Consider the following 24882-nt stretch of genomic DNA (forward strand, 5'->3'; position numbering starts at 1 on the left):
CGCTCCGGCCGGGAATGACACCGGAGGGCAGCAGCAGTCGTGTTCTCATTTTGTTCTTGACTTTTGTCCTAACCTTGGCTATATCTGTGGTCATCCTCGTCCACAGAGGGGCGCGCTCGCGAGGCGTCGCAGATGCGGGATGAGGCGCGGTCCCGCCGCAGGTCTCGCAACCCTGTGATCGCGGGTGGCCGATCCTGGCGCAGATCCAGGTCCGCTGAAACAAACCGCGCGTGACGAGCAGGTCCGGCTCTTCACTTCTCACCACACAATCGAGCCGGGCTGCCCAGCACGCCTCCCTCGACTGACCTGACGGCTCGCAGCCCACCCGCTGCGGGCCCGAAGGTGCTGGCTCTCAGCCCGTCGCGCAATCGGAGATGACAAGCCCGGCCAAAACCGTCAAAGAAATGGCATCAAGCCTGAGGATCCATCCATGTCCGCCGAGAAGCCCGCCCCCTCCCTGGCCGAACTCCGCCAGGAGATCGACCGCATTGACGAGGCGATGCACCGGCTGCTCATGGAGCGCGGCACCATCATCGACCGGCTGATCGCGTCCAAGAAGGCCTCGAAGACAGGCATCGCGTCCGCCTTCCGCCCCGGCCGCGAGGCGTCGATGATGAAGGCGCTCGCCGAGCGTCACGAGGGCCTGCTGCCGCTCGATACGGTGGAGAGCATCTGGCGGGTGATCATCGGCACCTTCACCTATGTGCAATCCAATTATTCAGTTCACGCCGACATCTCCGGGGGCGATGCGCCCATGCGCGACTCGGCCCGGTTCCATTTCGGCTTCACGGTGCCGTACGTCACCCATCCGAGCGCCGCGGCGGTGATCGAGGCGGTGGCCGCCTCCGGCGGCGATCTCGGCATCTTCCGCCTCGACCAGGGGGCGACGAGCGGCGCCTGGTGGCGGACGCTCGCCGACCAGGACCGCCCGAAGGTCATCGCGCGCCTGCCCTTCATCGAGCGGCCCGACCATCCCGCCGGCACCCCGGTCTTCGTCATCTCGAAGCCCCTGGTGGATGCGGCGGTGCGCGACGTGGTGCTCTATGCCGCCCAGTTCGAGCGCTGGCACCGGGGCGCCAACGAGGCCCTGGTCCGCCTCGGCGGCGAGGTGGTGGCGAGCGCCGCCGACGCCCATGGCCTGTCGGAGCTCATCGCGGTGCCCGGCACCGTCGAGCCGTTGTTGCTGCACGAGACCCTGACGAAGGCAGGCGCCAGCCTCGCCCAGCTCGCCGAGGTCGGCAGCCATGCCGAACGTTTCCACGTGAAATGAGATCCAGCCTGCGCTAGAGCGTCTGCCAACAATCGATTGTATTAGGAAGTACAGATGTCCGTTCGTCCCCAGCCCCGTCCCGGCGTGATGCAGATCGACGCCTATGTGCCCGGCAAGAGCAAGGCCGCAGGGGGTGCCAAGATCCATAAGCTTTCCTCGAACGAGACGCCGCTCGGCCCCTCGCCGAAAGCCATGGAGGCGATCCGGACCTTCGACCATCTCGAGCTCTATCCCGACGGCGCGGCCACGCGCTTACGCGAGGCGATTGCGGCCCGCTACGGGCTTGACCCGAACCGCATCATCTGCGGCGCGGGCTCGGACGAGCTCCTGGCGCTGATCACCCATGCCTATGTGGGGCCGGGTGACGAGGGCCTCTTCACCGAGCACGGCTTCCTGGTCTACCGCATTGCGATCCTGGCCGCCGGCGGCACGCCTGTCGTTGCGCCGGAGAAGGATCTGCGGACCGATGTGGATGCGATCCTCGCCAAGGTAACGGACAGGACGAAGATCGTCTTCCTGGCCAATCCCAACAACCCGACCGGTACCTACATCCCGTTCGATGAGGTCAAGCGCCTGCACGCCAACCTTCTGCCGCATGTGGTGCTGGTGCTCGATGCGGCTTACGCCGAATATGTGCGCCGCAACGATTACGAGGCGGGCCTCGAGCTTGTCGCCACGTCCGAGAACGTAGTGATGACCCGCACCTTCTCGAAGATCTACGGGCTCGCGAATCTTCGCCTCGGCTGGATGGTGGCGCCCGCTCACATCACTGACGCGGTCAATCGCATCCGCGGCCCGTTCAACGTGAGCGGCCCGGCCATGGCGGCCGGCATCGCGGCGATCCAGGACGAGGCGCATATCGCAAGGGCCATCGAGCACAACGAGCGTTGGCTCGCCTGGCTCGCCAAAGAGATCGAGGCGCTCGGCTTGAAGGTCACGCCAAGCGTCGGCAACTTCCTGCTCGTCCACTTCCCGCAAGAGGCCGGCCGGACCGCGAAGGAGGCCGATGCGTTCCTGTCATCGCGCGGGCTCATCCTGCGTCAGGTCGAGGCCTATGGCCTGCCCGATGCCTTGCGCCTGACCGTGGGCGACGAGGAGGCGAACGGCCTCGTGGTCGCGGCATTGCGCGATTTTCTCGGTGGCAAACATGCCTGAGCGTCTCGGCCCCCCGCGCGACACGCCGCTTGTCGAGCGCGTCGCACTCGTCGGCCTCGGGCTGATCGGCTCGTCGATTGCCCGCGCCGCGCGCCATCTCAATCTCGCGCGCACCATCGTGGCGGTCGATGCGAGCGACGCGGTTGTGGCGCGGGTGCGGGAGCTTGGGCTTGCCGACGAGGCGACCACCGACGTGGCGTCCGGTGTGCGTGACGCGGATCTCGTGATCCTCTGCGTGCCGGTCGGCGTCTGCGGCAAGGTCGCGGAGGCCATGCGGTCGGGTCTCAAGCCCGGCAGCATCGTGTCGGATGTGGGCTCGGTGAAGGCGTCCGTCATCGCGCAGGTGCAGCCGCATCTGCCGGACGGCGTGCATTTCGTCCCGGCTCATCCGGTGGCGGGCACGGAGCATTCGGGGCCTGACGCGGGTTTCTCGACGCTCTTTCATAACCGCTGGTGCATTCTCACGCCGCCGGAGGGCGCGGATGAGACAGCCATCGAGCGCGTGCGCGCCTTCTGGGAGGCCATGGGCTCCAACGTGGAGGTCATGACCGCGCAGCACCACGATCTCGTGCTCGCCATCACCAGCCACGTGCCCCATCTGATCGCCTACAACATCGTCGGGACGGCGGCGGATCTGGAGACGGTCACTCAAGGCGAGGTGATCAAGTTCTCCGCCGGCGGTTTTCGCGATTTCACCCGCATCGCAGCCTCCGACCCGACCATGTGGCGCGACGTCTTCCTGCACAACCGCGAGGCCGTGCTGGAGATGCTCGGCCGTCTCAACGAGGACATCGCGCTTTTGGCGCGCGCCATCCGCTGGGGCGAGGGCGACAAGCTCTTCGACCTCTTCACCCGCACCCGCGCCATCCGCCGCGGCATCATCTCGTCGGGCCAGGAAACCCCGGAACCGGATTTCGGCCGCAGGCGCGAGGACAAGGTTTAGCGAGCATCGTGCATCCAATGTTCAGCCCTCATCCTGAGGAGGCGCGTCAGCGCCATCTCGAAGGAGGATCCAGAGGGCACTGGATCCTCCTTCGAGACGCAGACTGCGTCTGCTCCTCAGGATGAGGTTTGTGTTTCTCGAAAACGCAGATGGCCGGAACAAGCCCGGCCATTTCATGCACAGACTATTTGATCGCCCTCAATACAACGGCTGCAGCTTCACGTTCGGGATCACGAACGGTCCCATGGCGAGAAAACCGTTCTCGAGCCGCAGCGGCGGCAGGGAGGCGAGCTGCGGCTTGGCGTTCGGCTGAGCCGCATTGGCGCGCGGGCCTTGTCCCAGCAGCATGCCCAAAAGATTGCCGCCAAGGCGTCCGCCGGTGAGGTTGCCGAGGAGCCCGTCGAGGCCGGCCGCCGCCACGTTGAGCTGGCCCGCCGGCCGGTGCTGCTCGTCGAGGCGTAGCTCGCCCTTGGTCTCGATCTGGCGCGTGCCCTTGGCGGCGGACAGCATCAGGATGTCGAGCCTGCCGCCGGCTTGGCGCCACAGCTCAAGCTCCTCGGCGATGGTGCCGCCCTTGAAGCCGTCGGCCTGGGTGACGGTGACATCCGCGTTCAGGTTCGTCGGCTCGGCGCCGCCGATGAGCGCATCGAGCAGGGGAATGCTCGCCTCCGTCACCGAGGCCGCCACGTCGCCGGCAAGCTCGGCGCGCCTGGAGGGGTTGGGCCGCACATGGAGCTCCAGACGCTTGCCCGATCCGGTCAACTCGCCGGCAGGAAGGCCTGTCACGGTCACCTTGGGTGCAGTGGCGGTCAGGGACAGGCGCTGCAATCCCGATGGCGAGGCATTGATGCTGGCCTGCAGCAGATCCCAGCTGCCCTGCACCGTCACGGTCCCGTCCGTCACCTTCAAGGGGCCGGCCGCCTCGGTGATGATGCGGCGGGGCTGATAGACCTGCGCCACGGCCTCGGTGCGCCCGAAGGAGGCGGTGACGGCTCCGCGTTTCAGGTCGAGGGCATTGCAGATCACCTCGATGCGGAACGGGTAGCCGGCGATGGTTCGATCCGCGCAGGTCCAGTCCCGCCCGGCGCGCGCCTCCGCGGCCATCCAGCCGTCGAGCGCCTCCGCGGTGCGGTTGCGGATCACGAACCAGGCGACGCTCCAGGCAATCGCCAGGAGAAGCAGCAGAACGAAGGGGGTGTAGAGCCAGAAGCGACTGCGGCGAAGGTTCCCCGTCGGGACGGCCTGATCCATGCGCGATCTCCTGTTGTGCGGATGCTTCGTTACTGGTAGCGCCGGATGCAGGCAAGGTTCGGGCGGCGTGACATGAAGGACCTCACGGAGGATTTATGGGTGTTCGGCTACGGCTCGCTCATGTGGCGGCCGGGCTTTCCCTATCTCGAGCGCGTGCATGCCCATCTCTATGGCTATCACCGCTCGCTCTGCGTCTTCTCCCATGTCCACCGTGGAACTCCTGACCATCCAGGGCTCGTGCTCGGCCTCGATCGCGGCGGGCGCTGCCACGGCGTGGCGTTTCGGGTCGCGCCGGAGGAAGTGGAGGCCACGGTCCAGTACCTGCGCGAGCGCGAGCAGGTCACGGCCGTCTATCTGGAGCGCCACCTGCCGGTGCGGCTGGCTGATGGCCGCCGGCTTCGCGCGCTCGCTTACGTGGTTGACCGCTATCACGGGCAATACGCGGGACGGCTGTCCTTCGACGATGTGTTGAAGCATGTGCGGCAGGGCCAGGGCGTGTCCGGGCGCAACCCGGATTACGTGCGCAACACCTACGAGCATCTCATCGGCATGAGCGTGGTCGACCCATTGCTGCACAAGATCCTGGATGCGCTGGATCAGGAGGCCTGAGTCTCGTCCTCGCGCAGATCCTCGAAGATCGCGCGGCGGTCCTCGTCGGTTGCGGCCAATCGATGGATGTGCAGTTCGGTGGCGCCCAATTCCTGGACCTTGGCAAGCCAGCGCATCCGGGTGTGTTCGGCCGGCTCGGACGCCGCCATGGCGGCGTCGATCACCGTGCCGGTCCCGTTGCGGTCCCGCCTGACGGCGAGGATCACGGCATCGATGACGTCGAGCAGCTCGGTCTCGTTCAGCGGATGCACGCCGACGATGTAGCGGCGGCCCGAACGGCCGCGCCAGGAACTCAAGGTGGAAGAGGAGCGAAGCCCCGCGGTCGCCCGTAGCCTTTCCTCGCGCACACCAGCCCTCCGCATTCGGTCGTTGCGGAGGTCCCGCATGGCCGCGTTCCAGGATATGGTTCGTTTGTTCGCCATATGTTCTTATATGTAAGAACGGCCGAGTGAGTCGTCAAGGTTGCTGAAAGCTTGGCAGTGCTTGGGTTTTTCGGATTTTTCTAAGAACGCATCGTACTCATGGCGTCCGCGTCATCTTCGGAACAAGTCCAGCCATGGCGGCGTGCTATCAGGCCTTCGACAGCGAGGCCTCGGAAGCCGTCGCAGGGCCGAGGCCGAGTTCCTGCCGGCCCTCCTCGTAGAGCCGGTTCGAGGCCGTCTCGATCTCAGCCTGCACGCGCTGGAAGAACTCCTCGCGCGGCAGTCCCGGCGGGATGGGGTCGAGCACCTCGATCCGCACCGTACCGGGGCGGCGGATGAACTGGCGGCGCGGCCAGTACAGGCCGGCATTGAGGGCAATCGGAATGCAGGGAAAGCCGAGATTCTGGTAGAGATGCGCCACGCCGTACTTGTAGGCCGGTGGCGCGCCCGGTGGGCGGCGGGTTCCCTCGGGGAAGATGATGATCTGGCGCCCGTGCTCGGCCTCCTCCTTGGCCCGCTGGGTCATCTGCACCAGGGCGAGCGAGCCGGCCTTGCGGTTCACCGGCACGCACTGGGCCTTGGCCAGATGCCATCCGAAGATGGGGATCCACATCAGCTCGCGCTTCAGGATGTAGGTTGGATCGTCGAGAATCGTCACGATGGCGAAGGTCTCGAGGAACGACTGGTGCTTGGCCGCCACCAGCGCCCCGCCCGGAGGGATCTTTTCCTGGCCGGTGATCTCGACCTTGATGCCGGCGATGACCCGCAGAAGCCAGATCGACGTGCGGCCCCAGAGCTTGACCATTTCCATAAAGGTCCGGCGTGGCACCAGCAGGCCCGGGATCAGCAGGAACAGCCACAGGATCAGGTTGGCGTAGAAAGCAACGTTGAACAGCAGGGAGCGGAGGATCAGCATGGCGTCTTGAAACGAAAAAAGCGGAGCAGGAGGCTCCGGGGCGCCCACCATAGTGGGTTTTCGCCTCGGGTCTAGCGCCAGAGAGGCTCGGCGACGAGTTGTGCCTTGACCGGCGATCCGCCACTGATGAGGTGGGCCACCGAGGAGCGCTCGGGATCGTCTTCGAGATGGGTGCGCACCCAGACGGCCAGGAATTTCAGGTATTCGGTGAAGATCACCCGGGCCACCGCCGGGTTGTGCCACCAATCGTGCGGGTCGATGGTCGCGGCCACCGGATACGGGATCTTCTGCAGGTTCGGCAGGGCGTGGTCGAGTTCCACCAGGGTGCGTGGCATGTGGTAGTTCGACGTGACCACAATGATGGTGTCGAAGCTGTTCTTCTCGGCCCAGCGCCGGGTCTCAATGGCGTTGCCGATGGTGTTGCGGGCCCGGTAGTCGAGATCCACGCAGCAATCGAACAGGCGACGCTGGCCGGGATTGAGCCGGGCGATCTGGTCGCGGCTGGTGTTCTCGTTGACGCCCGAGATCAGGAGCCTCTTGGCATAACCCTTGTCGAGGAGATCGATGGCGTCGCCGATGCGCTGGGCGCCGCCGGTGAGCGCGACGATGCCGTCCGCCCGGGTTTCCGGCCGCTGCTCGGAGCGGTCGAGGCTGTAGACGAAGGCGAGAAAACCCAGGAAACCGGCAATGGCAACGCAGGTGGCGGCCCAGAAGCTTAAAGCCAGGATGCGTCTCGTCCACGACCGCCGGGCGGGAGCCTTAGGCGATTCCTTCATCGTCCAGCCCCAGCCGACCGTTTCCGTGGTGTCCGGCGCACCCCAACTCTGCGTTTGCGAGGTCATCCGGGACGAAGATAATGGAGATTGCGGCAATGGAGAGGCAGCCTGCTCTTTCCTTGTTAATCCTCACCATCAACCATTTTCGTTAAGAAAGCGTCTCACGGTCAGCCGCGACACGATGCCCGTGATGACCGCCACGAAGAGCGCGATCAGCACCACGACGGCATAGCCCCGCCATCCGATGGTGAAGGCGCCGAACAGGGCCTCGATCTGGTCGCCCGTGGGGCTCGCCCGCCAGGAGCGGGTCACGAGACCCAGGGCGAGGGTCAGGATCATGGCGGCACCGGCCCCGATGGCAGCACCGCGCAGACCCAGCCGGAAGAAGCGGCGCTGGAATTCCTTGGCAATGAAGTCGTCGTTCGCGCCCACGAAATGGAGCACGTCCACCACCTCCCGATTGCTCGCCATGGCGCCCCGGGTGGCGAAGATGACGGCAAGCCCTGCTGCGACCAGCACCAGGCTGACCAGGAACACGCCCACGCCGATGATGGTGTTGGCCATGGTGGAGAGGCGCGAGACCCACAGGGCATGGTCGTCAAGCGTCGCCCCGGGCACGTCCCGCTGCAGGGATTGCCTCAAGGCGCTGAAATCCGGCTTCACGCCTTCCCGGATCTTGATCACGATCAGGCGTGGCACGGGAAGGTCGTTGAAGTCGAGGCCGGTGCCGAGCCAGGGCTCGAGCAGGCGCTCGGATTCCTCCTTGGAAAAGGCCTGCGCCTCCTCCACGCCGGGCGCTTGCCGGGCCAGCGTAACCGCCCGCTCCACGTCTTGGTCGATGGAGCGCTGGGCATTGGGCCGAATCTGAATCGTGACCTCGCGGGCGATCTCGGAGCGCCACTGGGCGGAGCTCGCCGCCACGAGTTCTGCGCCGCCGGCGCAGAGGGCCGCCAGGAACGTCAGAATCGCGATCACGGCCGCGAGCGCCTGGCCACCGGCCGAGTCCACCGGCACGAGGGGGGCGTTCCGGCTCAAGGATGCCGGCAGGGACCGTTTCTGCCCGTCCGAGGCCGTGGCGGCCTTTTTCAGGCGCGGTTGCGGGCGAAGCTGCGGAGAACCGTTCATCCGGCTCACTCGTCGATATGCAGCCGGCCGTCGCCAAGCACGAGGCGGCGCACGTCGAGCTGATCCATGAGGCTGAAATCGTGGGTGGCGATGACCACCGAGGTTCCGAGCCGGTTGAGTTCGATGAAGAGGCGCAGGAGGCGGCGGGCGAGCGACGGGTCCACGTTGCCGGTAGGCTCGTCGGCGAGCAGCAGGTCGGGGCGCACGATCAGCGCGCGGGCGATCGCCGCGCGCTGCTTCTCGCCGCCGGAGAGCACCGGCGGCAGCATATGCATGCGGTCGCCGAGGCCCACCCAGCGCAGAAGCTCGACCACCTCGGCCCGGTAGCTCGCCTCCTCCTTGCCCTGCACCCGTAAGGGAAGGGCCACGTTCTCATACGTCGTCAGGTGATCGAGCAGGCGGAAATCCTGGAACACCACGCCCATGCGGCGGCGCAAGGAGGTCAGCTCGTCCTTCGAGATCCGGGAGACGTCCTCGCCGAACATGGAGATCAGGCCGCGGGTCGGCTTCACCGAGAGCAGGATGAGGCGCAGCAGCGTCGTCTTGCCGGCGCCCGACGGGCCGGTGAGGAATTGAAAGGAATTGGGCTCGATGGAGAAGGTCAGGTCGCGCAGGACCTCGGGCCCCATGCCGTAGCGCACGCCCACATTCTCGAAATGCACGACCGGGGCCGCGCCTTCATCGTAGTGATAATCGTCGTGATCGAACGCTTTCAAACGGAGTCGAGCCATCCTTGAGGTGAAGAAATTCGGCGATTCGCTTCCTTATCGCCCCGTTATGGTTAGCAAGCCATAAACTTGCGGCCCCGGGACGGGAAGCGAACCTCTCGCGGGACATTGCCGCAGGAGGGCATGACGCCGAGGAGCATCCATCAGTCCGAACTGCCGTCGACTCCGTTTGACATCCTTGCGTAAGCATGGTCGTGAAGAGGCGGCTTCGAGAGCCTTTTCTTTCTTTTCTGGACGATCATGATGAGCACTGCCCACCGCATCCGGGTTCTTTTCGACGAAGACACCATCGCCAAGCGCAACGAGGCGCTGGCCCAGGAGATCGCGGCTGCCAAGCCCGAAAACCTGCTCGTCGTGGCGATCCTCAAGGGCAGCTTCATGTTCGCCGCCGACCTGATCCGCGCCCTGCACCGGGCCGGGCTCTCCCCCCAGGTCGAGTTCGTTCACCTGTCGAGCTACCTGGACGGCACGGTCTCCACCGGCAATGTCACGATCCTGCGCGACATCGAGAGCGACGTGCGCGGACGCGACGTGCTGCTCGTGGACGATATCCTCGAGTCGGGCCGCACTGTCACCTTCGCCAAGGACCTGCTGATGGCGCGCGGCGCGAAGAGCGTGAAGACCGCCGTTCTGCTGGAAAAGCCCGGCAAGCGCGCCGTGCAGATCCACCCGGATTATGTGGGCTTCACCTGCCCGGACGTGTTCGTCATCGGCTACGGCATGGACGTGGCCCATTCCTACCGGCAGCTGCCTTACGTCGGCGTGCTCGACCACCACGACAAGGACCCGGACCTGTTCGACAAGCCGGAATAAGGCCGCTTCCAAACAAACAGCCCTCATCCTGAGGAGGTCGTGCAGCGACCGTCTCGAAGGAGGATCCAGTGCTCTCTGGAGACGCCTCGCCCTTCGAGACGCGAGCAAGCTCGCTCCTCAGGGTGAGGCTATTTTGGGAGATGCCCGGCTAGCCGTTGAGCCGCCATATCGTGCCGTTGAGCAGGGTGGCATAGCTGACCCAGGCCAAGTACGGCACGAGCAGCAGGGCGGCGGTGCGGTCGAGGCGCCAAAAGGTGCGGATTGTGGCGAGGATCGCCACGATCAGGGCCACGATGACCACGAGGCCCGCCATCGGGCTCTGGGCCCCGAAGAACGCGAAGGACCATGCTCCGTTCAGGGTCAGCTGCAAGAAGAACGCCACGATGGCCGCTGACCGTCCGGGCCGGCTCTCGGGCAGGGATAGAATGCGCCAGAGGGCATAGGCCATCAGGGCGTAGAGGATCGTCCAGGCGACCGGGAAGGCCCAGTTCGGCGGCGTGAATCCGGGCTTCTGCAGGCCCGCGTACCAGGCGGGAATGTTCGGCTGCGTGATGAGGCTCGCCGACACCGCCACCGCGACCACGGGCAGAACCGCCACGAGAAAACGTGGCAGCGGCGGCATGGCATGGCTGCCCGGCGCAGTTTGCTCTGTATGCATCCCTGAAATCCCTTTAAGGACGTTGCGTCATTTCTCTCGTGACGCAACTGTCACGCTCTCCGGAGGTTCCCCCATGTCGTCATCGCGTTCCCCGTGGTCGAAGCGCAGCCTGACCGCTCAGGCCATGGGCCATGTGGATCCAATCACCAAGGGGGTCGTGCCGCCGATCCATGTGGCGACCACCTATATCCGCGATGAGGACAATGCCTATTCCTCAGGCTTCGTCTACGGCCGGCCGGACAATGCCACGATCCGCGAGGCGGAAGAAGTGCTGGCGATGCTGGAGGAAGCCGAGGCCGGCGCGCTGCTGTTCTCGTCCGGTATGGCGGCCGCCACCGCCGTGTTCCAGGCGCTCGATCCGGGCGATCACATCGTAGCGTCCAAGGTCATGTACTGGGCCCTGCGCAACTGGCTGATGACCGAAGCCGTGCGCTGGGGTCTCAAAGTCGATTTCGTCGAGACCGACAACCTCGATGCCTTACGCGAAGCGGTCAAGCCCGGCGAGACCAAGCTGGTCTGGATTGAGACGCCCTCCAACCCGCTCTGGACCATCACGGACATCGCCGGAGCCGCCGAGATTGCGCATGCGGCAGGCGCCAGGCTTGCGGTCGATTCCACCACGGCCTCGCCTATCCACACCCGCCCGCTCAACCTCGGTGCGGACATCGTCATGCATGCGGCCACCAAGGTGCTGAACGGCCATTCCGACGTGGTGGCGGGCGCGCTTGCCGGTGCCAAGGCGGACGCGTTCTGGGCGCGCGTGGCCAATATCCGCAAGATGCAGGGCGCGATCCTCGGGCCGTTCGAGGCCTATCTCCTGATGCGCGGCATGCGCACGCTCCATGTACGGACAGCCGCGCAAGCGAAAAGCGCGCTCGATCTCGCGCAGCGCTTCTCCAATCATCCGAAGGTGGCCCGCGTGCTCTATCCCGGCCTGCCGCAACATCCCGGCCACGACATCGCCACCCGGCAGATGGAGAACGGCTTCGGCTATATGCTGTCGATCCAGGTCTCGGACGGCGAGGCGGCGGCGATCCGCGCCGCCGCGCGGGTCGGCCTGTGGAAGCGGGCGACGTCGCTCGGCGGCGTCGAGAGCCTGATCGAGCACCGCGCCTCCATCGAGGGGCCCGGCACCCCATGCCCGCCGGATCTCCTGCGTCTGTCCACCGGCATCGAGGATGTGGAAGACCTCTACCGCGACCTCGACGCGGCGTTGCGGGGCTGACACCCTCCTCGTCATGGCCGGGCTTGTCCCGGCCATCCTCGCTTTAGAAGGCTAAAGATGTGGATCCCCGGAACAAGTCCGGGGATGGCGGCTGGGTCGTGCCAAGGGAATTCCGGCCCTCCTTCGCCGGCTATATTGATTCCGTCACAAAACCTGTGCTTCTGTCGTGTAGAGGCGAATTGTGTTTCGCCACACAACAAAACCAAGGGAAGACCATGACCCAATCCATCACCCGCCGCCGCGTCCTGCAGACCGGCGTGGCCGCCGCAGCAATCGCCGGCCTGCCGCAGACCAGCTGGGCCGCCGGCCCGGTCGTGAAGCTCCGCATCCTGGAGACCACCGACCTTCACGTGAACGTCTTCCCTTACGACTATTACCGCGACGCGGCCGACGACACCGTGGGACTCGCCCGCACCGCCACCCTGGTGAAGGGTGCCCGGGCCGAGGCCAAGAACACCATGCTGTTCGACAACGGCGACCTGATCCAGGGCTCCCCGCTGGGCGACTTCATCGCCTATCGCCGCGGCATGAAGAAGGGCGACGTGCATCCCATGGTCGCCGCCATGAACGAGCTGAACTACGATTGCGGCACCCTCGGCAACCACGAGTTCAACTACGGCCTCGAGTTCCTGCAGAACGCCATGGGCGCGGCCAAATTCCCGCTGGTCTGCGCCAACGTGCTGAAAGTCAACGGCGAGACGCTGCAGAAGCCCTGGATCGTGCTCGACCGCGAATTCACCGATGAGGCCGGCGCCAAGCAGAAGATCAAGATCGGCGTGATCGGCTTCGTGCCGCCGCAGATCGTCCAGTGGGACAAGTCGCACCTCGACGGCAAGGCCACCACCATCGACATCGTGGACGCCGCCAACAAGCATGTGCCTGATCTCAAGAAGGCCGGCGCCGACATCGTCGTGGCGCTCTGCCATTCCGGCATCGCCGGCGGCGAACGCAAGGGCGGCGAGGAGAACGCGGCCTTGCACCTCGCCAAGGTCGATGGCATCGACGTGATCCTCACCGGCCACCAGCACTTCACGTTCCCCGGCGGCAAGGAATTCAACAACATTCCCGGCGTCGACGTGCAGAAGGGCACCCTGCACGGCAAGCCCGCCGTCATGGCCGGTTTCTGGGGCAGCCATCTGGGTCTCATCGATCTGGAACTGACCAAGGAAGGTAATGCCTGGAAGGTCGCCAACTTCCGTACTGAAGCGCGCCCGATCTACGACCGCGTCGACCGCAAGGTGGTGGCGAAGGTGGAATCCGACGCAGCCGTGATGGCGGCCGCCAAGGAAGGCCATGAGGCGACGCTGAAATACGTGCGCGAGCCCGTCGGCACCACGGCGGTGCCGATCCACTCCTACTTCTCGCTTGTGTCGGACGACGCCTCCGTGAAGCTCGTGACCGAGGCGCAGGCCTGGTACGTGGCCGACCAGTTGAAAGCGTCCGCCTTCAAGGACCTGCCGATCCTCTCCGCAGGCGCTCCCTTCAAGGCTGGCGGCCGCGGCGGCCCGAACTACTTCACCGAGATCAAGCCGGGTCCGCTCGCCATCAAGGACATGGCGGATATCTACATCTATCCGAACACGATCCGCGTGGTGAAGATCACCGGCGCCCAGGTACGCGAGTGGCTCGAGCGCTCGGCCGGCATCTACAACCAGATCGACGTGGCAAAGGGCGGCGAGCAGGAGCTCATCAATCCGAAGTTCCCGGCCTACAACTTCGACGTGATCGCTGGCGTGCAGTATAAGATCGACCCCACGCAGGCCTCGCGCTACGACGACAACGGCAAAGTCGTGAACGCCGATGCCCACCGCATCAAGGACCTGACCTATAACGGCAAGCCCGTGACGGACGACCAGCAGTTCCTCGTGGTGACGAACAATTATCGCGCGGGCGGTGGCGGCAACTTCCCCGGGGCGGATGGCACCACCATGGTGTTCGAGGCGCCGGACCTGACCCGCGACGCCATTATGCGCTTCATCATCGAGAAGAAGGAAGTGGCCCCGAAGGCCGACGGCTCCTGGTCGCTCGCGGTTCCAGCCGGCGTTACCATGACCTTCACCACCGGCCCGAACGCCGCCAACTACCAGCCGGCCGGCATCAAGGTTGAGAAGATGGGCGACGCGCCGGAAGGCTTCGTGAAGTACAAGATCGTGGGCTGATCTTTCCCCCAGCGGAATGCGACGCGGCCGGGCTCACGCCCGGCCGTTTTCATTGGCACACGGCGCAGGAACAACCTCATTCGCGCGGTGCGTCATTTTGGCTATCGGTGAGAAAATCGTCAGCCATTCAAGGCGCGCCTTTGATTTTCCGACGGAAATTCCTTGGTCTGATCGGTACGGTTCTGGCTAATAAATCAGCATCATCGAAGATTGAAGAACGATTAACCAGGGATTAACCACCCACTATTGGAATGAAAACGAAACTGCCCTTTCTATTGAGATTTTATTCTGATTATTTCAATGCTTTTGCTTCTTCGCCGATCCGGGTGTCTGCTGCTGCCTCTCGTGCTGGGCTCCACCGTGTCATGGGCCGAAGAGGTCGCCCAAGAGGCTGAGATCTGGAGTGCCGATCTCACGCCCGAGTGGCTCGATGAGCATGTTGCTGTGTTACGGCGCAGCAAGCATCCGCGCCCGTCCTACAATTTGAAGCGCACACAGGTCTGGACGAACGGTCTTGCCAGGAGCCCTACCCAGAGCTTCCAGCGGAATGCCTCCGACCATGCCGTTGGAGCCAAACTGCAGCCCCTGCACGATTATAATTTCCTCGTCGGAACCGAGCTGATCCGCGGCGGCGGGCATTATGGGTCGTTGCAGTCGAAAGCCACCTGGGAGGCCTTCGTGACCCGCGACTGGGAGAGCCTGGGCGGCGTCACCTTCGGGCTCTCGACGGCGGGTCTCATGGACATGACGGGCTACGGCTATGCCCAGTCCGTCAGCGGCACCATGGGGATTTCGCTCGACCTTCCGCTCCAGGCCTGGAGCACGCAGCTGCGTTTTGCGCCGAGCGTCAACGTCGATGCCGCGAACGGCGATTTCAGCGCCGGCCTGCTGTCGGAGGTGACGGGCCGGACGCTGCTCAGCGCACCTGCGGATCGATACAGATCCGTGCTCAACCTGACGCTCGGCTATGGCCTTGCACCGCGTACGCAGCCCGTGGCTTCGGCAAGGCTCGAATTGAGGATCACGCCCAACCTGTAACGGGAGCATTCGCCGTCTCACGACAGCGAGAGCCCATGAACCTGTCAGGCTTTCAGCCGTTGGGAGATTATCCTCATGAGCGGAGAGCCCCGTGGGACAGATCACATTCGATGGCCTGGGTCCTTACGACCTGCCCGATGCCACCCATGCCGATGCCAAGAAGGACGGCGACGGGTTCATGCTGTCGTTCCGCATGTGGAAGTCGGAGCAGGAATGGACCCTGGTTCGCATTCATGTCAACGCCGAGGAAGCCAAGAAGCTCGTACGCCAGATCGGAGACGAGCGGGTGCGAACGGACGGCTCGACGATCATCTAGCGTCACACGCCTGAAACATTCCGGATCTATGCGGCTCCCATCATGAGCCGATACAACACAGACAAAGTCGATCATCCGCTCGATGCGGAAGACCTCTCCTGTCACTGCCCGCGCTGGCTTCTCCTCATCCTGACAGGCCTGGGAGCGCTCGGCTTGATCGGACATCAGCTGTCGGGCTGAAGGCCACGCCCTACGGCAATGCGATCAGATCGTTCAGGTGCTCCGGCTTCGGCTCCTTGCCCAGGCGGCGGCGCTTGGCCAGGATGATCGTGCCGTTGAGCTCCCCGCCGAACAGGAAGATGGCGGAGAGCGTATAGAGGAAGATCAGCGCCACCATGGCGGTGGCGAGACCTCCGTATGTGGACGCGTAGGCGCCCGGATAGAACTCCAGATACCAGCTGAAGGCGAAGCCGCCGAGAAGCCAGAGGGCGAGCGTCACGCCGACCCCCGGCAGCACCGTGCGGAAGCTGCGCCGTCCCGACGGAACGAGCTTGTAGGCGAGCAGCAGACCGGCCACGATGACCACGGTTGCCACGCCGATCCGCAGGAAGGCGATCAGCCCGTCGAACGGCTGCAGCGCCGGCACCCAGGAGAGCACGATGCGCCACAGAAGGGGGCCGAGCACCACGAGCAGGGCGAGCGCCAGCAGCATGAGGGCGCCGGCGATCACGAAGGCAATGGATTCGAGCCGCGTCAGCCACCAGGCGCGGGTCTCGCGCACTCCATAGGCGCGGTTGAGCCCGACCCGCAGACTCTCCACGCCGCTCGACGCGAAATAGAGCGCGAGCACGAGACCGAGCGTCACCACGTCGCTGCGCCGGACCGAGAGAATATTGTGCACCTCGCCCGCGATAGGCCCGGCGATTTCCCGCGGCCAGGCTTCCAGGATGATGTCGGCCACCTCGTCCGCCAGGGTCCCGGTACCGAACAGGCTCGCCAGCGCCGTGACGAGGATGAGGAACGGGAACATCGAGGTCAGCACCGAGAGGGCGATATGACTCGCGATCGCCCAGGCATCGTGCAGCACGAAGCGTGTTGAGGCGATGGCGACGAGTTCGAGCCAGAGGCGAAGGCGGTTCAACGGTGGGTCTCCAGGAGGCTGGAGATGGTGCGGCAGAGGTTAAGGGCAAGGAAATGAAGCCAACAGCCCAGCACAGTCTTTTCCCATTTCCCTGGGGCCACCGCAGCCGTCATGGAGGAGGGGAGGTCCACAACTCCGACAGCAAACGACCGGCCCTCCGCACAGGATGCCCTTCGAGACGATGGCAGGTTCGTGGATATCCTATGTTAATTTTTTGGAGCCTCCCGGGCCAGGGAGTGGTAGAGTGAGCGCCAGGGGTCGTCGCCTCGGTGAAGAGGCGACAGAGCCCCAGAGATGCGGGACAGCCGTATAAAAGGTCTTATAGGCCTCGGGTAGGTAGCGCGTTCCAAAGCCTGACCTTAGGGCATCGTGCGGAAACGTGGACCCGGCTTTCCGCGCCAAACGATGCGCTGCTTGAGGGATTGAGCATCGGATCAATCCCAAAAGTGGGCCCACTTTTGGGTCCGATGCTCTACCCAGGAGGTGAACCAATGCCTCGCGTTGTTCCCAAGTCCCCGGATGACCCCTTCGATGGCCTGCTTCTGCCCATGAACGCCTGGAAGGTTATCGACGAAGCGCGCATCACCAGCCTCGAACAACTCAAGGCTTTGGCTCCTGTCATCAATGATTTCCCGGGCATCGATCCTGAGATTGCCAAGGTGATCCATGACAGGCTTGAGCGCCTGGCGGCCAAGAGAACGATCCGGGTCAGACTGGTTTTTCCCAAGCGGCCTCATCGCAAGCCAGGACGCGTCAAGCCACAGGGCAAAAGTCGCTCGCCCACGCAGACCAGCGGCCAGTTGTGACATAGTCGCCCATGGAGACTGGGACGGCGGGTACCATGGGCGGACACAGGATCCGCCGTCTGGGTTCTCACGGGTTGTCTGTGCGAGCTGCACGCCGTGAGATCGCGGGGATCTATACCCTCTCTCCGACCAATATGGACGTTTGGATGAAGGCTTCGTCAATCGACATAGCCCCGGCAACGGGCCTACAAGGCCGGTAACCCGCCTCCATGCCTCCTGCTTGCTCCCGTGCCATGAACCCCACTGTCTTTGCCCGCCTCGCGCCGCCCCTTTTCGTGCTCATCTGGGCGACCGGCTTTGTCGTCGCGCGCCTCGTGGCGCCCTATGCCGAGCCGCTGACGTTTCTGTTCGTGCGCTATGTGCTTGCCACGCTCGTGCTGGCCGGCATCGTGGTGGTGGCGCGGGTCTCGTGGCCGCGCCGGTGGAGCGATTGGCGCAACAGCATGATCGCCGGGGTTCTCCTGCACGGGCTCTATCTCGGCGGGGTGTTCTGGTCGGTCAAGCACGGGCTGCCGGCCGGGATCTCGGCCCTGGTGGCGGGGCTTCAGCCGCTGGCTACAGGCCTCCTTGCCGGGCCCCTCCTGGGCGAGCGGGTGTCACTGCGTCGCTGGGCGGGCATCTGCATCGGCTTCATGGGCGCGGCTCTCGTGGTGGCCCCGAAGCTCGGCGACGGCGGCGTGCCGCCGCTGGCGCTCCTCGTCTGCGTGCTCGGCATGCTTTCCATCACCTTCGGGACGATCTGGCAGAAGCGCACCGGCAGCACTCTCGACCTGCGAGTCAATGCAACCATCCAGTACATCGGCGCCGCTATCGTCACCCTGCCGCTGATGCTGTTGCTGGAGGAGGGGCACATGGAGCTGACCGTGCCGCTCCTCGGCGCACTCGCCTGGGCGGTGCTCGGCCTCTCCATCGGAGCCATCGGGCTGCTGCTGTTCCTGATCCGGCAGGGCGCCGTGGTGGGCGTGGCGACGCTGCTCTATCTCGTGCCGCCGGTCGCAGCCCTCATGGCCTTCGCGATCTTCGGCGAGACCTTAAGCCCGATCCAGCTTGCCGGCATGGCGCTCGCGGCCCTGGGCGTCGCGGTTGCGAGCAGAAACTGACACGAACGAAAGCACCGAGACTCACACCCTGACTTATGCCCTCAACCTCATCCTGAGGAGGTCGCGGAGCGACCGTCTCGAAGGAGCGTCCAGAGAGCACTGGATCTTCCTTCGAGACCCAGACTACGTCTGCTCCTCAGGATGAGATGAGAGGTTTAGAATCAGCGTCTGAAATCGAATTACTTCGTGATCTTCACGGATACCGGATCGCTGGCGGGAAAGGTCTCTTCCACGCCTTCGTCAAGCAGATCCTCCTGATGCTTCTTGTTGTTCTCAGACTGCTTGTCGTCCTTGCGCTCGGTCTTGTCCTGCCCAGCGTCGGGGTTGCGGTTCTTGTCCGTCATCGTGTCTCTCCGTTGTCGGATCACTTGTCCCTGTCCGTGAGATAACGCATGAGGCCAAGCTCTGATCCTTAACATGCACCCGCAAACGAAAACGGCGCCTTGCGGCGCCGTTTCTGAGCAGTTGATGACGGTTAGCGCGGTTGGCCCTGCTGCTGGTTGACGAAGTAGTCGAAGGGCAGCTCGGCGATGCGGAACCAGGTGAGCTCCTTCTCGCGGAAGGCGTTCCAGGAATCGAACACCTTCTTGAACTTGGCGTTGGAGGCGGCAATCTCGCCGTAGAGCTTGTAGGCTTCCTTGTAGCTCTGCTCCATCACGTCACGCGGGAAGGGCCGCAGCTGCACGCCCTGGCCCACGAGGCGGCGGATCGCATCGGCGTTCTGCGCGTCGTATTTCGCCACGCACATGGCATTGGCTTCGGCGCAGGCTGCCTCGAGGATCGCCTTGTAGTTCGCGGGCAGCTCGTTCCACTTGTCCATGTTCACGTAGAGCGAGGGCTGCGCGCCGCCTTCCCAGAAGCCCGGGTAGTAATAGTACTGGGCCACCTTCACGAAGCCGAGCTTCTCGTCGTCGTGCGGGCCGGAGAACTCCACCGCGTCGAGGGTGCCGCGCTCCAGCGCCGGATAGATATCGCCGGCTGCGAGCACCTGCGGGACCACGCCGAGCTTCTGCATGATCTGGCCGCCCATGCCGGCGATGCGCATCTTCAAACCCTTCAGGTCCTCGATGGACTTGATCTCCTTGCGAAACCAGCCACCCATCTGCGCGCCGGTCTGGCCGGCCGGAATCGGGAACACGTTGTAGTCCTTCATGAACTCGCGCACGAGCTCGAGACCCCCGCCGAAATGCATCCAGGCATTGTGCTGGCGCACGTTCATGCCCCACGGCACCGAGGTCTCGAACATGAAGGTCGGGTCCTTGCCGATGAAGAAGCTCGACAGGGTGTAGGAGCACTCGACCGTGCCGTTCTGCGTCGCGTCGAGGGTCTGGAGCGCGCCGACGATCTCGCCGGCTGCGAAAGGCTGAATCTGGAACTTGTTGTCGGTGGCGGCAGCCACACGCTTGGAGATCATCTCGCCCGCGCCGAAGAGGGTGTCGAGGCTCTTGGGATAGGCGGACGCCATGCGCCAGCGGACCTCAGGCTGCGACTGCGCGATGGCCGGGGACGCGACCGCCCCTGCTGCTGCTGCCAGGCCTGCGCCTTTGAGAACTTTTCTTCTGTCCATGAGCGTTTCCTCAACCGTTTTATGTCGTCACTGCCGGTGCGGCTGAACAATCCATAAAGCGGGAGGAGGAGTGCTGTCACTCCATCTTCCGTAGAGACAGCTATGCAGTGGCGTCATTCTTGTCATCCCCGGCGCGCGGAGCGAGGGAAGGGGATCCATAGTGCCGAGCGGCTAAGTGGATTCCCTTCCCCTTCGCTGCGCTCCGGCCGGGAATGACAAGGCGAGGGTTACCGCTCCTCGCTGCCGCCCTTGGAGAGCGGACGGTCCACCTGGCCCTCGGCGGCCCGGCCGGAGCGCTTCGGCGGCTTCTCGTCGCCCGTGGACGATGTCGACTTGCCGCCGGACTGGCTGGCCGTCGGATGGCCGCGGACCAGGGTGCCCTTGGGAACGTCCACCGCGTTGCCGGGCGCCGGCACCCGGGCGCGGGAGGAGGCGCCGCCGCTCATGCCCGTGGGACCCGTGGTGCCTTCGGTCTGCGCGCCGCGCGGAGCCGGGCTCTTGGTGGCCGTCGTGTTGACGCCCTCGGCGATCTCCTCGTTGGACATCTGGAAGCCGGCATCGTCGTCTTCCTCCTCCGGCACCTCCTTGAAGGAATGGAGGCCGGCCTTGGAGCCGCTCTTCACGCGGTTGTCGTCCACGTGGTCGATGTCGAGATCGGGGTCGAGCTTCTTCGAAGCGCCCATTACGCCGCTGGCCTTGGCGGCTGCGCGCTTGGTGTTGCCGACATCGTTGCGCTGAGTCGGTCCCGCGACGAAATCGTCGCCAGTCTCTTCCTGCGCGACCTCGTTCAGCACTTCATCGACCGGCGGCTCGGGAGGGCGGCCTCGTTTGTCCTGCGCCATGGGCTATTCCTCTTCTTGGGTTTGAGCAGGCTGGTGACTGATCAGTCCACCAAAGCCAACGTCCCGTTCAGGACGGGTGTTCCGGCCCTACGACAGTGAAAGGGCAGGGCCGGACGATCCTTGTGACGTATCTACTTCGCAGGACGATGCTCTATCGCCCAAGCTCCTTCTGGATGTCCTGCAGCATGGCCAGATGCTCCTGAATCTGATTGCGCGCGAGCTTGGCCACGTTCGTGGTCTCGCGGTTGCCGGAGCCCTGCTTGAGATAATCCTCCTGCAGCTTCAGCAAGTCCTGATGCCCCTGGATCTGCAGGGCGACGTAATCTTTGTCGAAAGCTGCTCCTCCTTGCGCTTTCGACAGGCGCTCCATGGCTTGCGCGTCTTTCGCCGGCAGCTCGGGTGCGGTCGAGGCCGCAGCCTGGGCGCCGCGGGTGGTGGACGCGGTGGCGTTCGGATCGGCAAAGGAATGCATGATCTCGGTGAGCAGGTTCTGCTCGCCGACCTCGAACTCCGCGAACTGTTTCACGCGCGGATTCTGTGCCTTGGTGAGCGCGAAGTTCGATTGCTGCAGCGACACGGTGCTCAGCGCCAGCGCCTGCTGGATATATTGCCGATCGGCCTGCGACTGTGCCTCACCCATGGCAGCCGGCGCGCTCGCCTGACCCTGGCGGGCCTGGGTCTGCGTATCCTGCGGGGCGCCGCCCTGTTGCGTGCGCTGCTGGCGCTGCTGCGCATTCTGCCCGAGAGCCGGGTTGACTTGGGTCTCTGCGGGTTGAGGCGTCGTCGATTGAGGAATGGCCTGGTTCTGCTGCTGGGCGAAAGCGGGAATTGCGACGGCGGCCATGAGGCCGGCGATCACGAGACGGCGTGACATCAGGATTCTCCTGCAAGCGGATCGTGAGAGCGAACGTTTGCAGGTGAGTTTGGTTCAGGGTCGAAGCGCGGAGGCGATCAACACCAATCCTTGTCGGACGTCATCTGCATCTCGTCGGCGGCCTGCTTGATGTCGACGAGATCCACCGGATCGCTGAACGGATCCTCGTCGAGCTCCGTCACCCGGTTGAGGCGCTTCTGCCAGCGCCGCAGCTCGTCGATATAGGGTTGGTAAGGCACGCGCTTCAGGCGTCCGTTCTCCTCCACCAGATCGCACAGGCCGTTGTGCAGCCAGTTACCCTTGTCCCAGTCCGGCATGTCGACGGCAGGAAACAGGCACACCCCGTGCAGGTCGATGCCCTTGCGCACGGCGGCGAGCGATTCCTCGACGATGTCGCACAGCCAATCCGGACGGCCCTCGCGCAACCCGCTGGTCTCACCTACGATCATCGGGCGACGATAGCGCTCCCAGGCGAAGGTGAGCAGGTCGCCCAACGGCCGGATGCGCTCGTCATGCGGCTCCAGGGAGGCATGTGGGCCGTTCTCGCGATATTCCATCTGGCCGAACGAATAGCAGTTGACGCCCACGATATCGAGCACCTCCGGCGAACCGCCAAGCTCCGGATGGCGCCGTCCGGCGATCACATCCCAGGCATAGAACGTGTCCGTATAGGTCTCGTGCTCCGCCTCGTCCTTCAGGTCGGGGCGGTCGCGCGGCGCGACCACGAGGATGAGCGGGTCGATATGCACCATGCGGGCTTCAGGATCGACCTCACGGATCGCCTTGACCGCCGCGATATCGGCCCGGCATAGGGCAAGGCGCAGGCGCTGCCGCTGCTCCTCGGTCTTGCCGAACGGCGCGGTCCAGCCCCATTCGCCACCCATGAAGGCGAAGAAGGTGATCTCGTTGATCGGGGTGAAGAAATGCGGGCCGCGGATCCGCGGGATCACGTATTCCGCCGCGGCCTTCGCATAAGCGGCGAAACGCTCCGTGAAATTCTCGGCGAAAGGATCGACGTCATCGGGATAGCCGTAATGGCACAGGTCCCAGATCGGCAGGATCTGGTGTCGGTTCATGGCCGCGATGAACCGATCGAGGCCTGAGAAATCGTAAGCGCCGCCCTTGTCCACGAAGGGCCAGGGAATGCCCTGGCGCGCCACCGCGATACCGAGCGACCGGAGGAAGGCGTAATCCTCGTCCACATGCTCGCGGTGCTGGGTCTCGGCCACGAGGTCCCGGCGGCCCTGATCCTTCCAGACGAAGGTGGAGCATTCAAACCCCGACAGGAAGAAGGTAGGGAATATGCCCGCATGAGCAACCGGACGGCTTCCTGACGGTGACGGATCGTGCAAGGCGGCATCCTCCTGGGCCAAGCGGACAGGTGAGGGCTTGCCTTTCGCCGAACAAGCTCAACCATCCACCTGCAGGGACAAGCGGATGAGTGTCGCGGGGTTCCTCCGACGGGTCGCGCCGGTGTGAGGTGAACTTCGCCCAAGCGTGTCCGTTGTGACAGAGGTTGATCGGGAGCAGGAGACACGATGCAGGACCGGACGACGCGAATCATCATGCTGGTCGTGGCGGTGCTGCTCGCGATCCTGGTGCTGCAGCCTTACGTGAACTCCTACCTCTATTCGGCCCGGGAGCCCCGGCCCGTCGCGGCGCGTGGCGATCTGGCGGAGTTCGAGCGCACGACGATCGAGGTGTTCGAGACTGTGGCGCCGTCCGTGGTGCAGGTGGTGAGCCTGTCGGGGCGCGGGCGCACGACCGAAGCCGAGCCGTCCGGCTCGGGAACCGGCTTCGTGTGGGATGCAGCCGGTCATATCGTGACGAACGATCACGTGGTGGAGAGCGGCACGTCCTTCGCCGTGCGTCTGGCCTCGGGAGAGGTGCGGCCGGCCGAGGTGGTCGGGCGCGCGCCGAATTACGACCTCGCGGTCCTGCGACTCCAGCGGCAGGGCAGCCTGGCGGCGCCCGTGAACGTGGGACGCTCGACCGATCTCAAGGTAGGGCAGGCCGCTTACGCCATCGGCAATCCGTTCGGTCTCGACCAGTCGCTGACCTCCGGCATCATCAGCGCGCTCAAGCGCCGCCTGCCCACCAGCGGCGGGCGCGAGATCGCCGACGTGATCCAGACCGACGCGGCGATCAACCCGGGCAATTCCGGCGGCCCGCTGCTCGATTCTGCCGGGCGGCTCATCGGCGTCAACACGGCGATCTATTCGCCCTCCGGCACCAGCGCGGGCATCGGCTTTGCCATCCCGGTCGACGTGGTGAACCGGGTCGTGCCGGAACTCATCCGCACCGGCCGCGTGCCGACGCCAGGCATCGGCATCCTTGCCGGTGACGAGACGCTGACAGCGCAGCTCGGCGTCACCGGCGTGGTCGTGGCTGATGTCGTGCCGGGCTCGCCGGCCGATCGGGCGGGGCTTCGCGGCGTGGACCCGCGGGCCGGCATCATCGGCGACGTCATCGTGGGTATCGAGGATGAGCCTGTGCGGCGCCTGTCGGATTTGACCGACACCCTAGAGCGGGTCGGTGTCGGAAATACGGTCAAACTCACCGTCGTGCGGAACAACCGCTCCGAGACTGTCGAGGTCGCCATCATAGATGTGGGGCAGCAGGGTTCGCGGTCGCGCAGACCGTAAACAGCGTATAACCTTGACGGGTCGATTTTTGTTTCAGCCGGGCACGCAACCATCTTGCAGCCCCGCCGTTAGCCATCGAACCTTCACCAACGGAGGAGCGAATGAGTCTCGAAGGCGCCGATAACAACATCCTGGTGCAAAGCTCAACAGTCGATTTAGGGGAAAACTTTCCCGAATATGCCAAAACCAACATCCGTCAGGTCGCCGGAAAATATTTCGGGCGGTTGAGCACGGCCTCGGTCCATGTCACCCGAGAGGGCATCACCTATCGCTGCACAGTCAACATGCAGATGGGCGCGCTCAAGATGATGAGCGGCGAGGCCAAGGACAAGGATCTCTACACCGCCTTCAGGGCCGCCCTGCAGAAGACGGCCAAGCAGCTTCGCCGCATGAAGCGCGAGCTGCGCGAGGACAAGGGCGAGCGCACTGACAAGGACAGGCTCCTGCGCGAGGGCAATACGGCGCCACGCCGCGAGCCGCGTCAGAACCAAGGCAGCGCTGAGGCCGCCAACGACGAGGGCGAGTACCGCGCGGCCGCGGAGTAAGCAGCACCCAACCTCTGT

26 protein-coding genes are annotated in these 24882 nt (G+C 64.7%); 13 read left to right on the top strand and 13 right to left on the bottom strand.

The features are described from left to right. Window positions 1-430 precede the first annotated feature (430 nt). The 3 genes from FHR70_RS00695 to FHR70_RS00705 are packed head-to-tail and all read left to right on the top strand — an operon-like array spanning window position 431 to window position 3368. The gene (locus FHR70_RS00695; protein WP_183446093.1) at window positions 431-1270 is read left to right on the top strand and encodes a chorismate mutase; all 840 of its coding nucleotides are present in this window, start codon (window positions 431-433) and stop codon (window positions 1268-1270) included. A gap of 54 nt (window positions 1271-1324) precedes the next feature. Further along, window positions 1325-2425, top strand: a complete 1101-nt coding sequence (hisC, locus tag FHR70_RS00700; protein WP_183446095.1) for a histidinol-phosphate transaminase — start codon at window positions 1325-1327, stop codon at window positions 2423-2425. Beyond that, window positions 2418-3368: a prephenate/arogenate dehydrogenase family protein gene (locus tag FHR70_RS00705; RefSeq protein WP_183446097.1), complete on the top strand. Its 951-nt coding sequence runs from the start codon at window positions 2418-2420 to the stop codon at window positions 3366-3368. Before hisC ends, FHR70_RS00705 begins: the two co-directional genes overlap by 8 nt. Before the next feature lie 198 nt (window positions 3369-3566). Here the strand turns inward: FHR70_RS00705 and FHR70_RS00710 are convergent, their stop codons facing one another. After that, window positions 3567-4619 carry a DUF2125 domain-containing protein gene (locus FHR70_RS00710; protein ID WP_183446099.1) on the bottom strand — a complete coding sequence of 351 codons (1053 nt, stop codon included), beginning with the start codon at window positions 4617-4619 and terminating at the stop codon, window positions 3567-3569. A 72-nt stretch (window positions 4620-4691) separates the two neighbouring features. Here FHR70_RS00710 and FHR70_RS00715 point away from each other — a divergent pair, with 72 nt between their 5' ends. After that, window positions 4692-5228 carry a gamma-glutamylcyclotransferase gene (locus tag FHR70_RS00715; protein ID WP_246407772.1) on the top strand — a complete coding sequence of 179 codons (537 nt, stop codon included), beginning with the start codon at window positions 4692-4694 and terminating at the stop codon, window positions 5226-5228. Here the strand turns inward: FHR70_RS00715 and FHR70_RS00720 are convergent. From FHR70_RS00720 to FHR70_RS00740, 5 genes are all read right to left on the bottom strand, one after another. Then, window positions 5216-5614 carry a hypothetical protein gene (locus FHR70_RS00720; RefSeq protein ID WP_246407773.1) on the bottom strand — a complete coding sequence of 133 codons (399 nt, stop codon included), beginning with the start codon at window positions 5612-5614 and terminating at the stop codon, window positions 5216-5218. The two genes, FHR70_RS00715 and FHR70_RS00720, sit on opposite strands and share 13 nt — an antisense overlap. A 184-nt stretch (window positions 5615-5798) precedes the next feature. Further along, window positions 5799-6566, bottom strand: a complete 768-nt coding sequence (locus tag FHR70_RS00725; RefSeq protein WP_183446105.1) for a lysophospholipid acyltransferase family protein — start codon at window positions 6564-6566, stop codon at window positions 5799-5801. A 71-nt stretch (window positions 6567-6637) separates the two neighbouring features. Continuing rightward, window positions 6638-7342, bottom strand: coding sequence for a YdcF family protein (locus FHR70_RS00730; protein WP_246407774.1), 705 nt, complete (start codon window positions 7340-7342; stop codon window positions 6638-6640). Window positions 7343-7477: 135 nt separating this feature from the next. Next, window positions 7478-8467 carry a cell division protein FtsX gene (locus FHR70_RS00735; RefSeq protein WP_183446109.1) on the bottom strand — a complete coding sequence of 330 codons (990 nt, stop codon included), beginning with the start codon at window positions 8465-8467 and terminating at the stop codon, window positions 7478-7480. 5 nt (window positions 8468-8472) lie between these two features. Continuing rightward, the gene (locus tag FHR70_RS00740) at window positions 8473-9096 is read right to left on the bottom strand and encodes a cell division ATP-binding protein FtsE (RefSeq protein WP_425487841.1); all 624 of its coding nucleotides are present in this window, start codon (window positions 9094-9096) and stop codon (window positions 8473-8475) included. Window positions 9097-9435: 339 nt separating this feature from the next. Here FHR70_RS00740 and hpt point away from each other — a divergent pair, with 339 nt between their 5' ends. Then, complete coding sequence (hpt, locus tag FHR70_RS00745; protein WP_183446113.1) at window positions 9436-10008, top strand: hypoxanthine phosphoribosyltransferase; 573 nt, start codon at window positions 9436-9438, stop codon at window positions 10006-10008. A gap of 148 nt (window positions 10009-10156) precedes the next feature. On the opposite strand, the gene FHR70_RS00750 is transcribed toward hpt, so the two are convergent. Further along, window positions 10157-10666, bottom strand: a complete 510-nt coding sequence (locus FHR70_RS00750) for a TspO/MBR family protein (RefSeq protein ID WP_183446115.1) — start codon at window positions 10664-10666, stop codon at window positions 10157-10159. Between the two features lie 73 nt (window positions 10667-10739). Between FHR70_RS00750 and FHR70_RS00755 the strand changes: the two genes are divergently transcribed. From FHR70_RS00755 to FHR70_RS00770, 4 genes are all read left to right on the top strand, one after another. Next, entirely contained in the window at window positions 10740-11891 is a 1152-nt protein-coding gene (locus FHR70_RS00755) for a trans-sulfuration enzyme family protein (protein WP_183446117.1), read from the top strand. Window positions 11892-12106: 215 nt separating this feature from the next. Further along, window positions 12107-14050: a bifunctional 2',3'-cyclic-nucleotide 2'-phosphodiesterase/3'-nucleotidase gene (locus FHR70_RS00760; RefSeq protein WP_183446119.1), complete on the top strand. Its 1944-nt coding sequence runs from the start codon at window positions 12107-12109 to the stop codon at window positions 14048-14050. Window positions 14051-14350: 300 nt separating this feature from the next. Further along, window positions 14351-15088, top strand: a complete 738-nt coding sequence (locus FHR70_RS00765; RefSeq protein ID WP_183446120.1) for a hypothetical protein — start codon at window positions 14351-14353, stop codon at window positions 15086-15088. Window positions 15089-15179: 91 nt separating this feature from the next. Further along, window positions 15180-15404, top strand: a complete 225-nt coding sequence (locus FHR70_RS00770; protein WP_183446122.1) for a hypothetical protein — start codon at window positions 15180-15182, stop codon at window positions 15402-15404. 190 nt (window positions 15405-15594) lie between these two features. On the opposite strand, the gene FHR70_RS00780 is transcribed toward FHR70_RS00770, so the two are convergent. After that, window positions 15595-16485, bottom strand: a complete 891-nt coding sequence (locus FHR70_RS00780; RefSeq protein WP_183446126.1) for a YihY/virulence factor BrkB family protein — start codon at window positions 16483-16485, stop codon at window positions 15595-15597. 548 nt (window positions 16486-17033) lie between these two features. Here FHR70_RS00780 and FHR70_RS00785 point away from each other — a divergent pair. Further along, on the top strand, window positions 17034-17291 hold the full coding sequence (locus FHR70_RS00785) for a hypothetical protein (RefSeq protein WP_246407775.1): 258 nt from the start codon (window positions 17034-17036) through the stop codon (window positions 17289-17291). Window positions 17292-17524: 233 nt separating this feature from the next. Next, a complete protein-coding gene (locus tag FHR70_RS00790; protein WP_183446130.1) occupies window positions 17525-18391 on the top strand; it encodes a DMT family transporter in 867 nt (288 codons plus the stop codon). 179 nt (window positions 18392-18570) lie between these two features. Here the strand turns inward: FHR70_RS00790 and FHR70_RS00795 are convergent, their stop codons facing one another. The 5 genes from FHR70_RS00795 to FHR70_RS00815 all read right to left on the bottom strand — a co-directional run bounded on the left by FHR70_RS00795 (window position 18571) and on the right by FHR70_RS00815 (window position 23026). Next, window positions 18571-18735 carry a hypothetical protein gene (locus tag FHR70_RS00795; RefSeq protein WP_183446132.1) on the bottom strand — a complete coding sequence of 55 codons (165 nt, stop codon included), beginning with the start codon at window positions 18733-18735 and terminating at the stop codon, window positions 18571-18573. Between the two features lie 131 nt (window positions 18736-18866). After that, entirely contained in the window at window positions 18867-19958 is a 1092-nt protein-coding gene (locus FHR70_RS00800) for a TRAP transporter substrate-binding protein (protein WP_183446134.1), read from the bottom strand. A gap of 227 nt (window positions 19959-20185) precedes the next feature. Then, the gene (locus FHR70_RS00805) at window positions 20186-20800 is read right to left on the bottom strand and encodes a hypothetical protein (protein WP_183446136.1); all 615 of its coding nucleotides are present in this window, start codon (window positions 20798-20800) and stop codon (window positions 20186-20188) included. Window positions 20801-20951: 151 nt separating this feature from the next. Continuing rightward, window positions 20952-21674: a DUF4142 domain-containing protein gene (locus tag FHR70_RS00810; protein ID WP_183446138.1), complete on the bottom strand. Its 723-nt coding sequence runs from the start codon at window positions 21672-21674 to the stop codon at window positions 20952-20954. Between the two features lie 77 nt (window positions 21675-21751). Beyond that, window positions 21752-23026, bottom strand: coding sequence for a glycoside hydrolase family 1 protein (locus FHR70_RS00815; RefSeq protein ID WP_183446140.1), 1275 nt, complete (start codon window positions 23024-23026; stop codon window positions 21752-21754). Between the two features lie 186 nt (window positions 23027-23212). Here FHR70_RS00815 and FHR70_RS00820 point away from each other — a divergent pair, with 186 nt between their 5' ends. Both FHR70_RS00820 and hpf read left to right on the top strand, forming a co-directional pair. Next, a complete protein-coding gene (locus FHR70_RS00820; protein ID WP_183446142.1) occupies window positions 23213-24319 on the top strand; it encodes a S1C family serine protease in 1107 nt (368 codons plus the stop codon). Between the two features lie 101 nt (window positions 24320-24420). Then, entirely contained in the window at window positions 24421-24864 is a 444-nt protein-coding gene (gene hpf / locus FHR70_RS00825; protein WP_183446144.1) for a ribosome hibernation-promoting factor, HPF/YfiA family, read from the top strand. Window positions 24865-24882 lie beyond the last annotated feature (18 nt).

It is taken from the genome of Microvirga lupini (genome assembly GCF_014191055.1).
Classification (GTDB): Bacteria; Pseudomonadota; Alphaproteobacteria; order Rhizobiales; family Beijerinckiaceae; genus Microvirga; species Microvirga lupini_A.

Bases quoted from the DNA above. Each gene is read 5' to 3' on its own strand.
- hpf (WP_183446144.1), top strand. From the start codon at position 24,421: ATGAGTCTCGAAGGCGCCGATAACAACATCCTGGTGCAAAGCTCAACA.
- FHR70_RS00755 (WP_183446117.1), top strand. From the start codon at position 10,740: ATGTCGTCATCGCGTTCCCCGTGGTCGAAGCGCAGCCTGACCGCTCAG.
- FHR70_RS00800 (WP_183446134.1), bottom strand. From the start codon at position 19,958: ATGGACAGAAGAAAAGTTCTCAAAGGCGCAGGCCTGGCAGCAGCAGCA.
- FHR70_RS00715 (WP_246407772.1), top strand. From the start codon at position 4,692: ATGAAGGACCTCACGGAGGATTTATGGGTGTTCGGCTACGGCTCGCTC.
- FHR70_RS00765 (WP_183446120.1), top strand. From the start codon at position 14,351: ATGCTTTTGCTTCTTCGCCGATCCGGGTGTCTGCTGCTGCCTCTCGTG.
- FHR70_RS00730 (WP_246407774.1), bottom strand. From the start codon at position 7,342: ATGAAGGAATCGCCTAAGGCTCCCGCCCGGCGGTCGTGGACGAGACGC.
- FHR70_RS00695 (WP_183446093.1), top strand. From the start codon at position 431: ATGTCCGCCGAGAAGCCCGCCCCCTCCCTGGCCGAACTCCGCCAGGAG.
- FHR70_RS00740 (WP_425487841.1), bottom strand. From the start codon at position 9,096: ATGGGGCCCGAGGTCCTGCGCGACCTGACCTTCTCCATCGAGCCCAAT.
- FHR70_RS00720 (WP_246407773.1), bottom strand. From the start codon at position 5,614: ATGCGGGACCTCCGCAACGACCGAATGCGGAGGGCTGGTGTGCGCGAG.
- FHR70_RS00790 (WP_183446130.1), top strand. From the start codon at position 17,525: ATGAACCCCACTGTCTTTGCCCGCCTCGCGCCGCCCCTTTTCGTGCTC.
- FHR70_RS00805 (WP_183446136.1), bottom strand. From the start codon at position 20,800: ATGGCGCAGGACAAACGAGGCCGCCCTCCCGAGCCGCCGGTCGATGAA.
- FHR70_RS00785 (WP_246407775.1), top strand. From the start codon at position 17,034: ATGAACGCCTGGAAGGTTATCGACGAAGCGCGCATCACCAGCCTCGAA.
- FHR70_RS00760 (WP_183446119.1), top strand. From the start codon at position 12,107: ATGACCCAATCCATCACCCGCCGCCGCGTCCTGCAGACCGGCGTGGCC.
- FHR70_RS00820 (WP_183446142.1), top strand. From the start codon at position 23,213: ATGCAGGACCGGACGACGCGAATCATCATGCTGGTCGTGGCGGTGCTG.
- FHR70_RS00710 (WP_183446099.1), bottom strand. From the start codon at position 4,619: ATGGATCAGGCCGTCCCGACGGGGAACCTTCGCCGCAGTCGCTTCTGG.
- FHR70_RS00750 (WP_183446115.1), bottom strand. From the start codon at position 10,666: ATGCATACAGAGCAAACTGCGCCGGGCAGCCATGCCATGCCGCCGCTG.
- hpt (WP_183446113.1), top strand. From the start codon at position 9,436: ATGATGAGCACTGCCCACCGCATCCGGGTTCTTTTCGACGAAGACACC.
- FHR70_RS00795 (WP_183446132.1), bottom strand. From the start codon at position 18,735: ATGACGGACAAGAACCGCAACCCCGACGCTGGGCAGGACAAGACCGAG.
- FHR70_RS00725 (WP_183446105.1), bottom strand. From the start codon at position 6,566: ATGCTGATCCTCCGCTCCCTGCTGTTCAACGTTGCTTTCTACGCCAAC.
- FHR70_RS00705 (WP_183446097.1), top strand. From the start codon at position 2,418: ATGCCTGAGCGTCTCGGCCCCCCGCGCGACACGCCGCTTGTCGAGCGC.
- hisC (WP_183446095.1), top strand. From the start codon at position 1,325: ATGTCCGTTCGTCCCCAGCCCCGTCCCGGCGTGATGCAGATCGACGCC.
- FHR70_RS00810 (WP_183446138.1), bottom strand. From the start codon at position 21,674: ATGTCACGCCGTCTCGTGATCGCCGGCCTCATGGCCGCCGTCGCAATT.
- FHR70_RS00735 (WP_183446109.1), bottom strand. From the start codon at position 8,467: ATGAACGGTTCTCCGCAGCTTCGCCCGCAACCGCGCCTGAAAAAGGCC.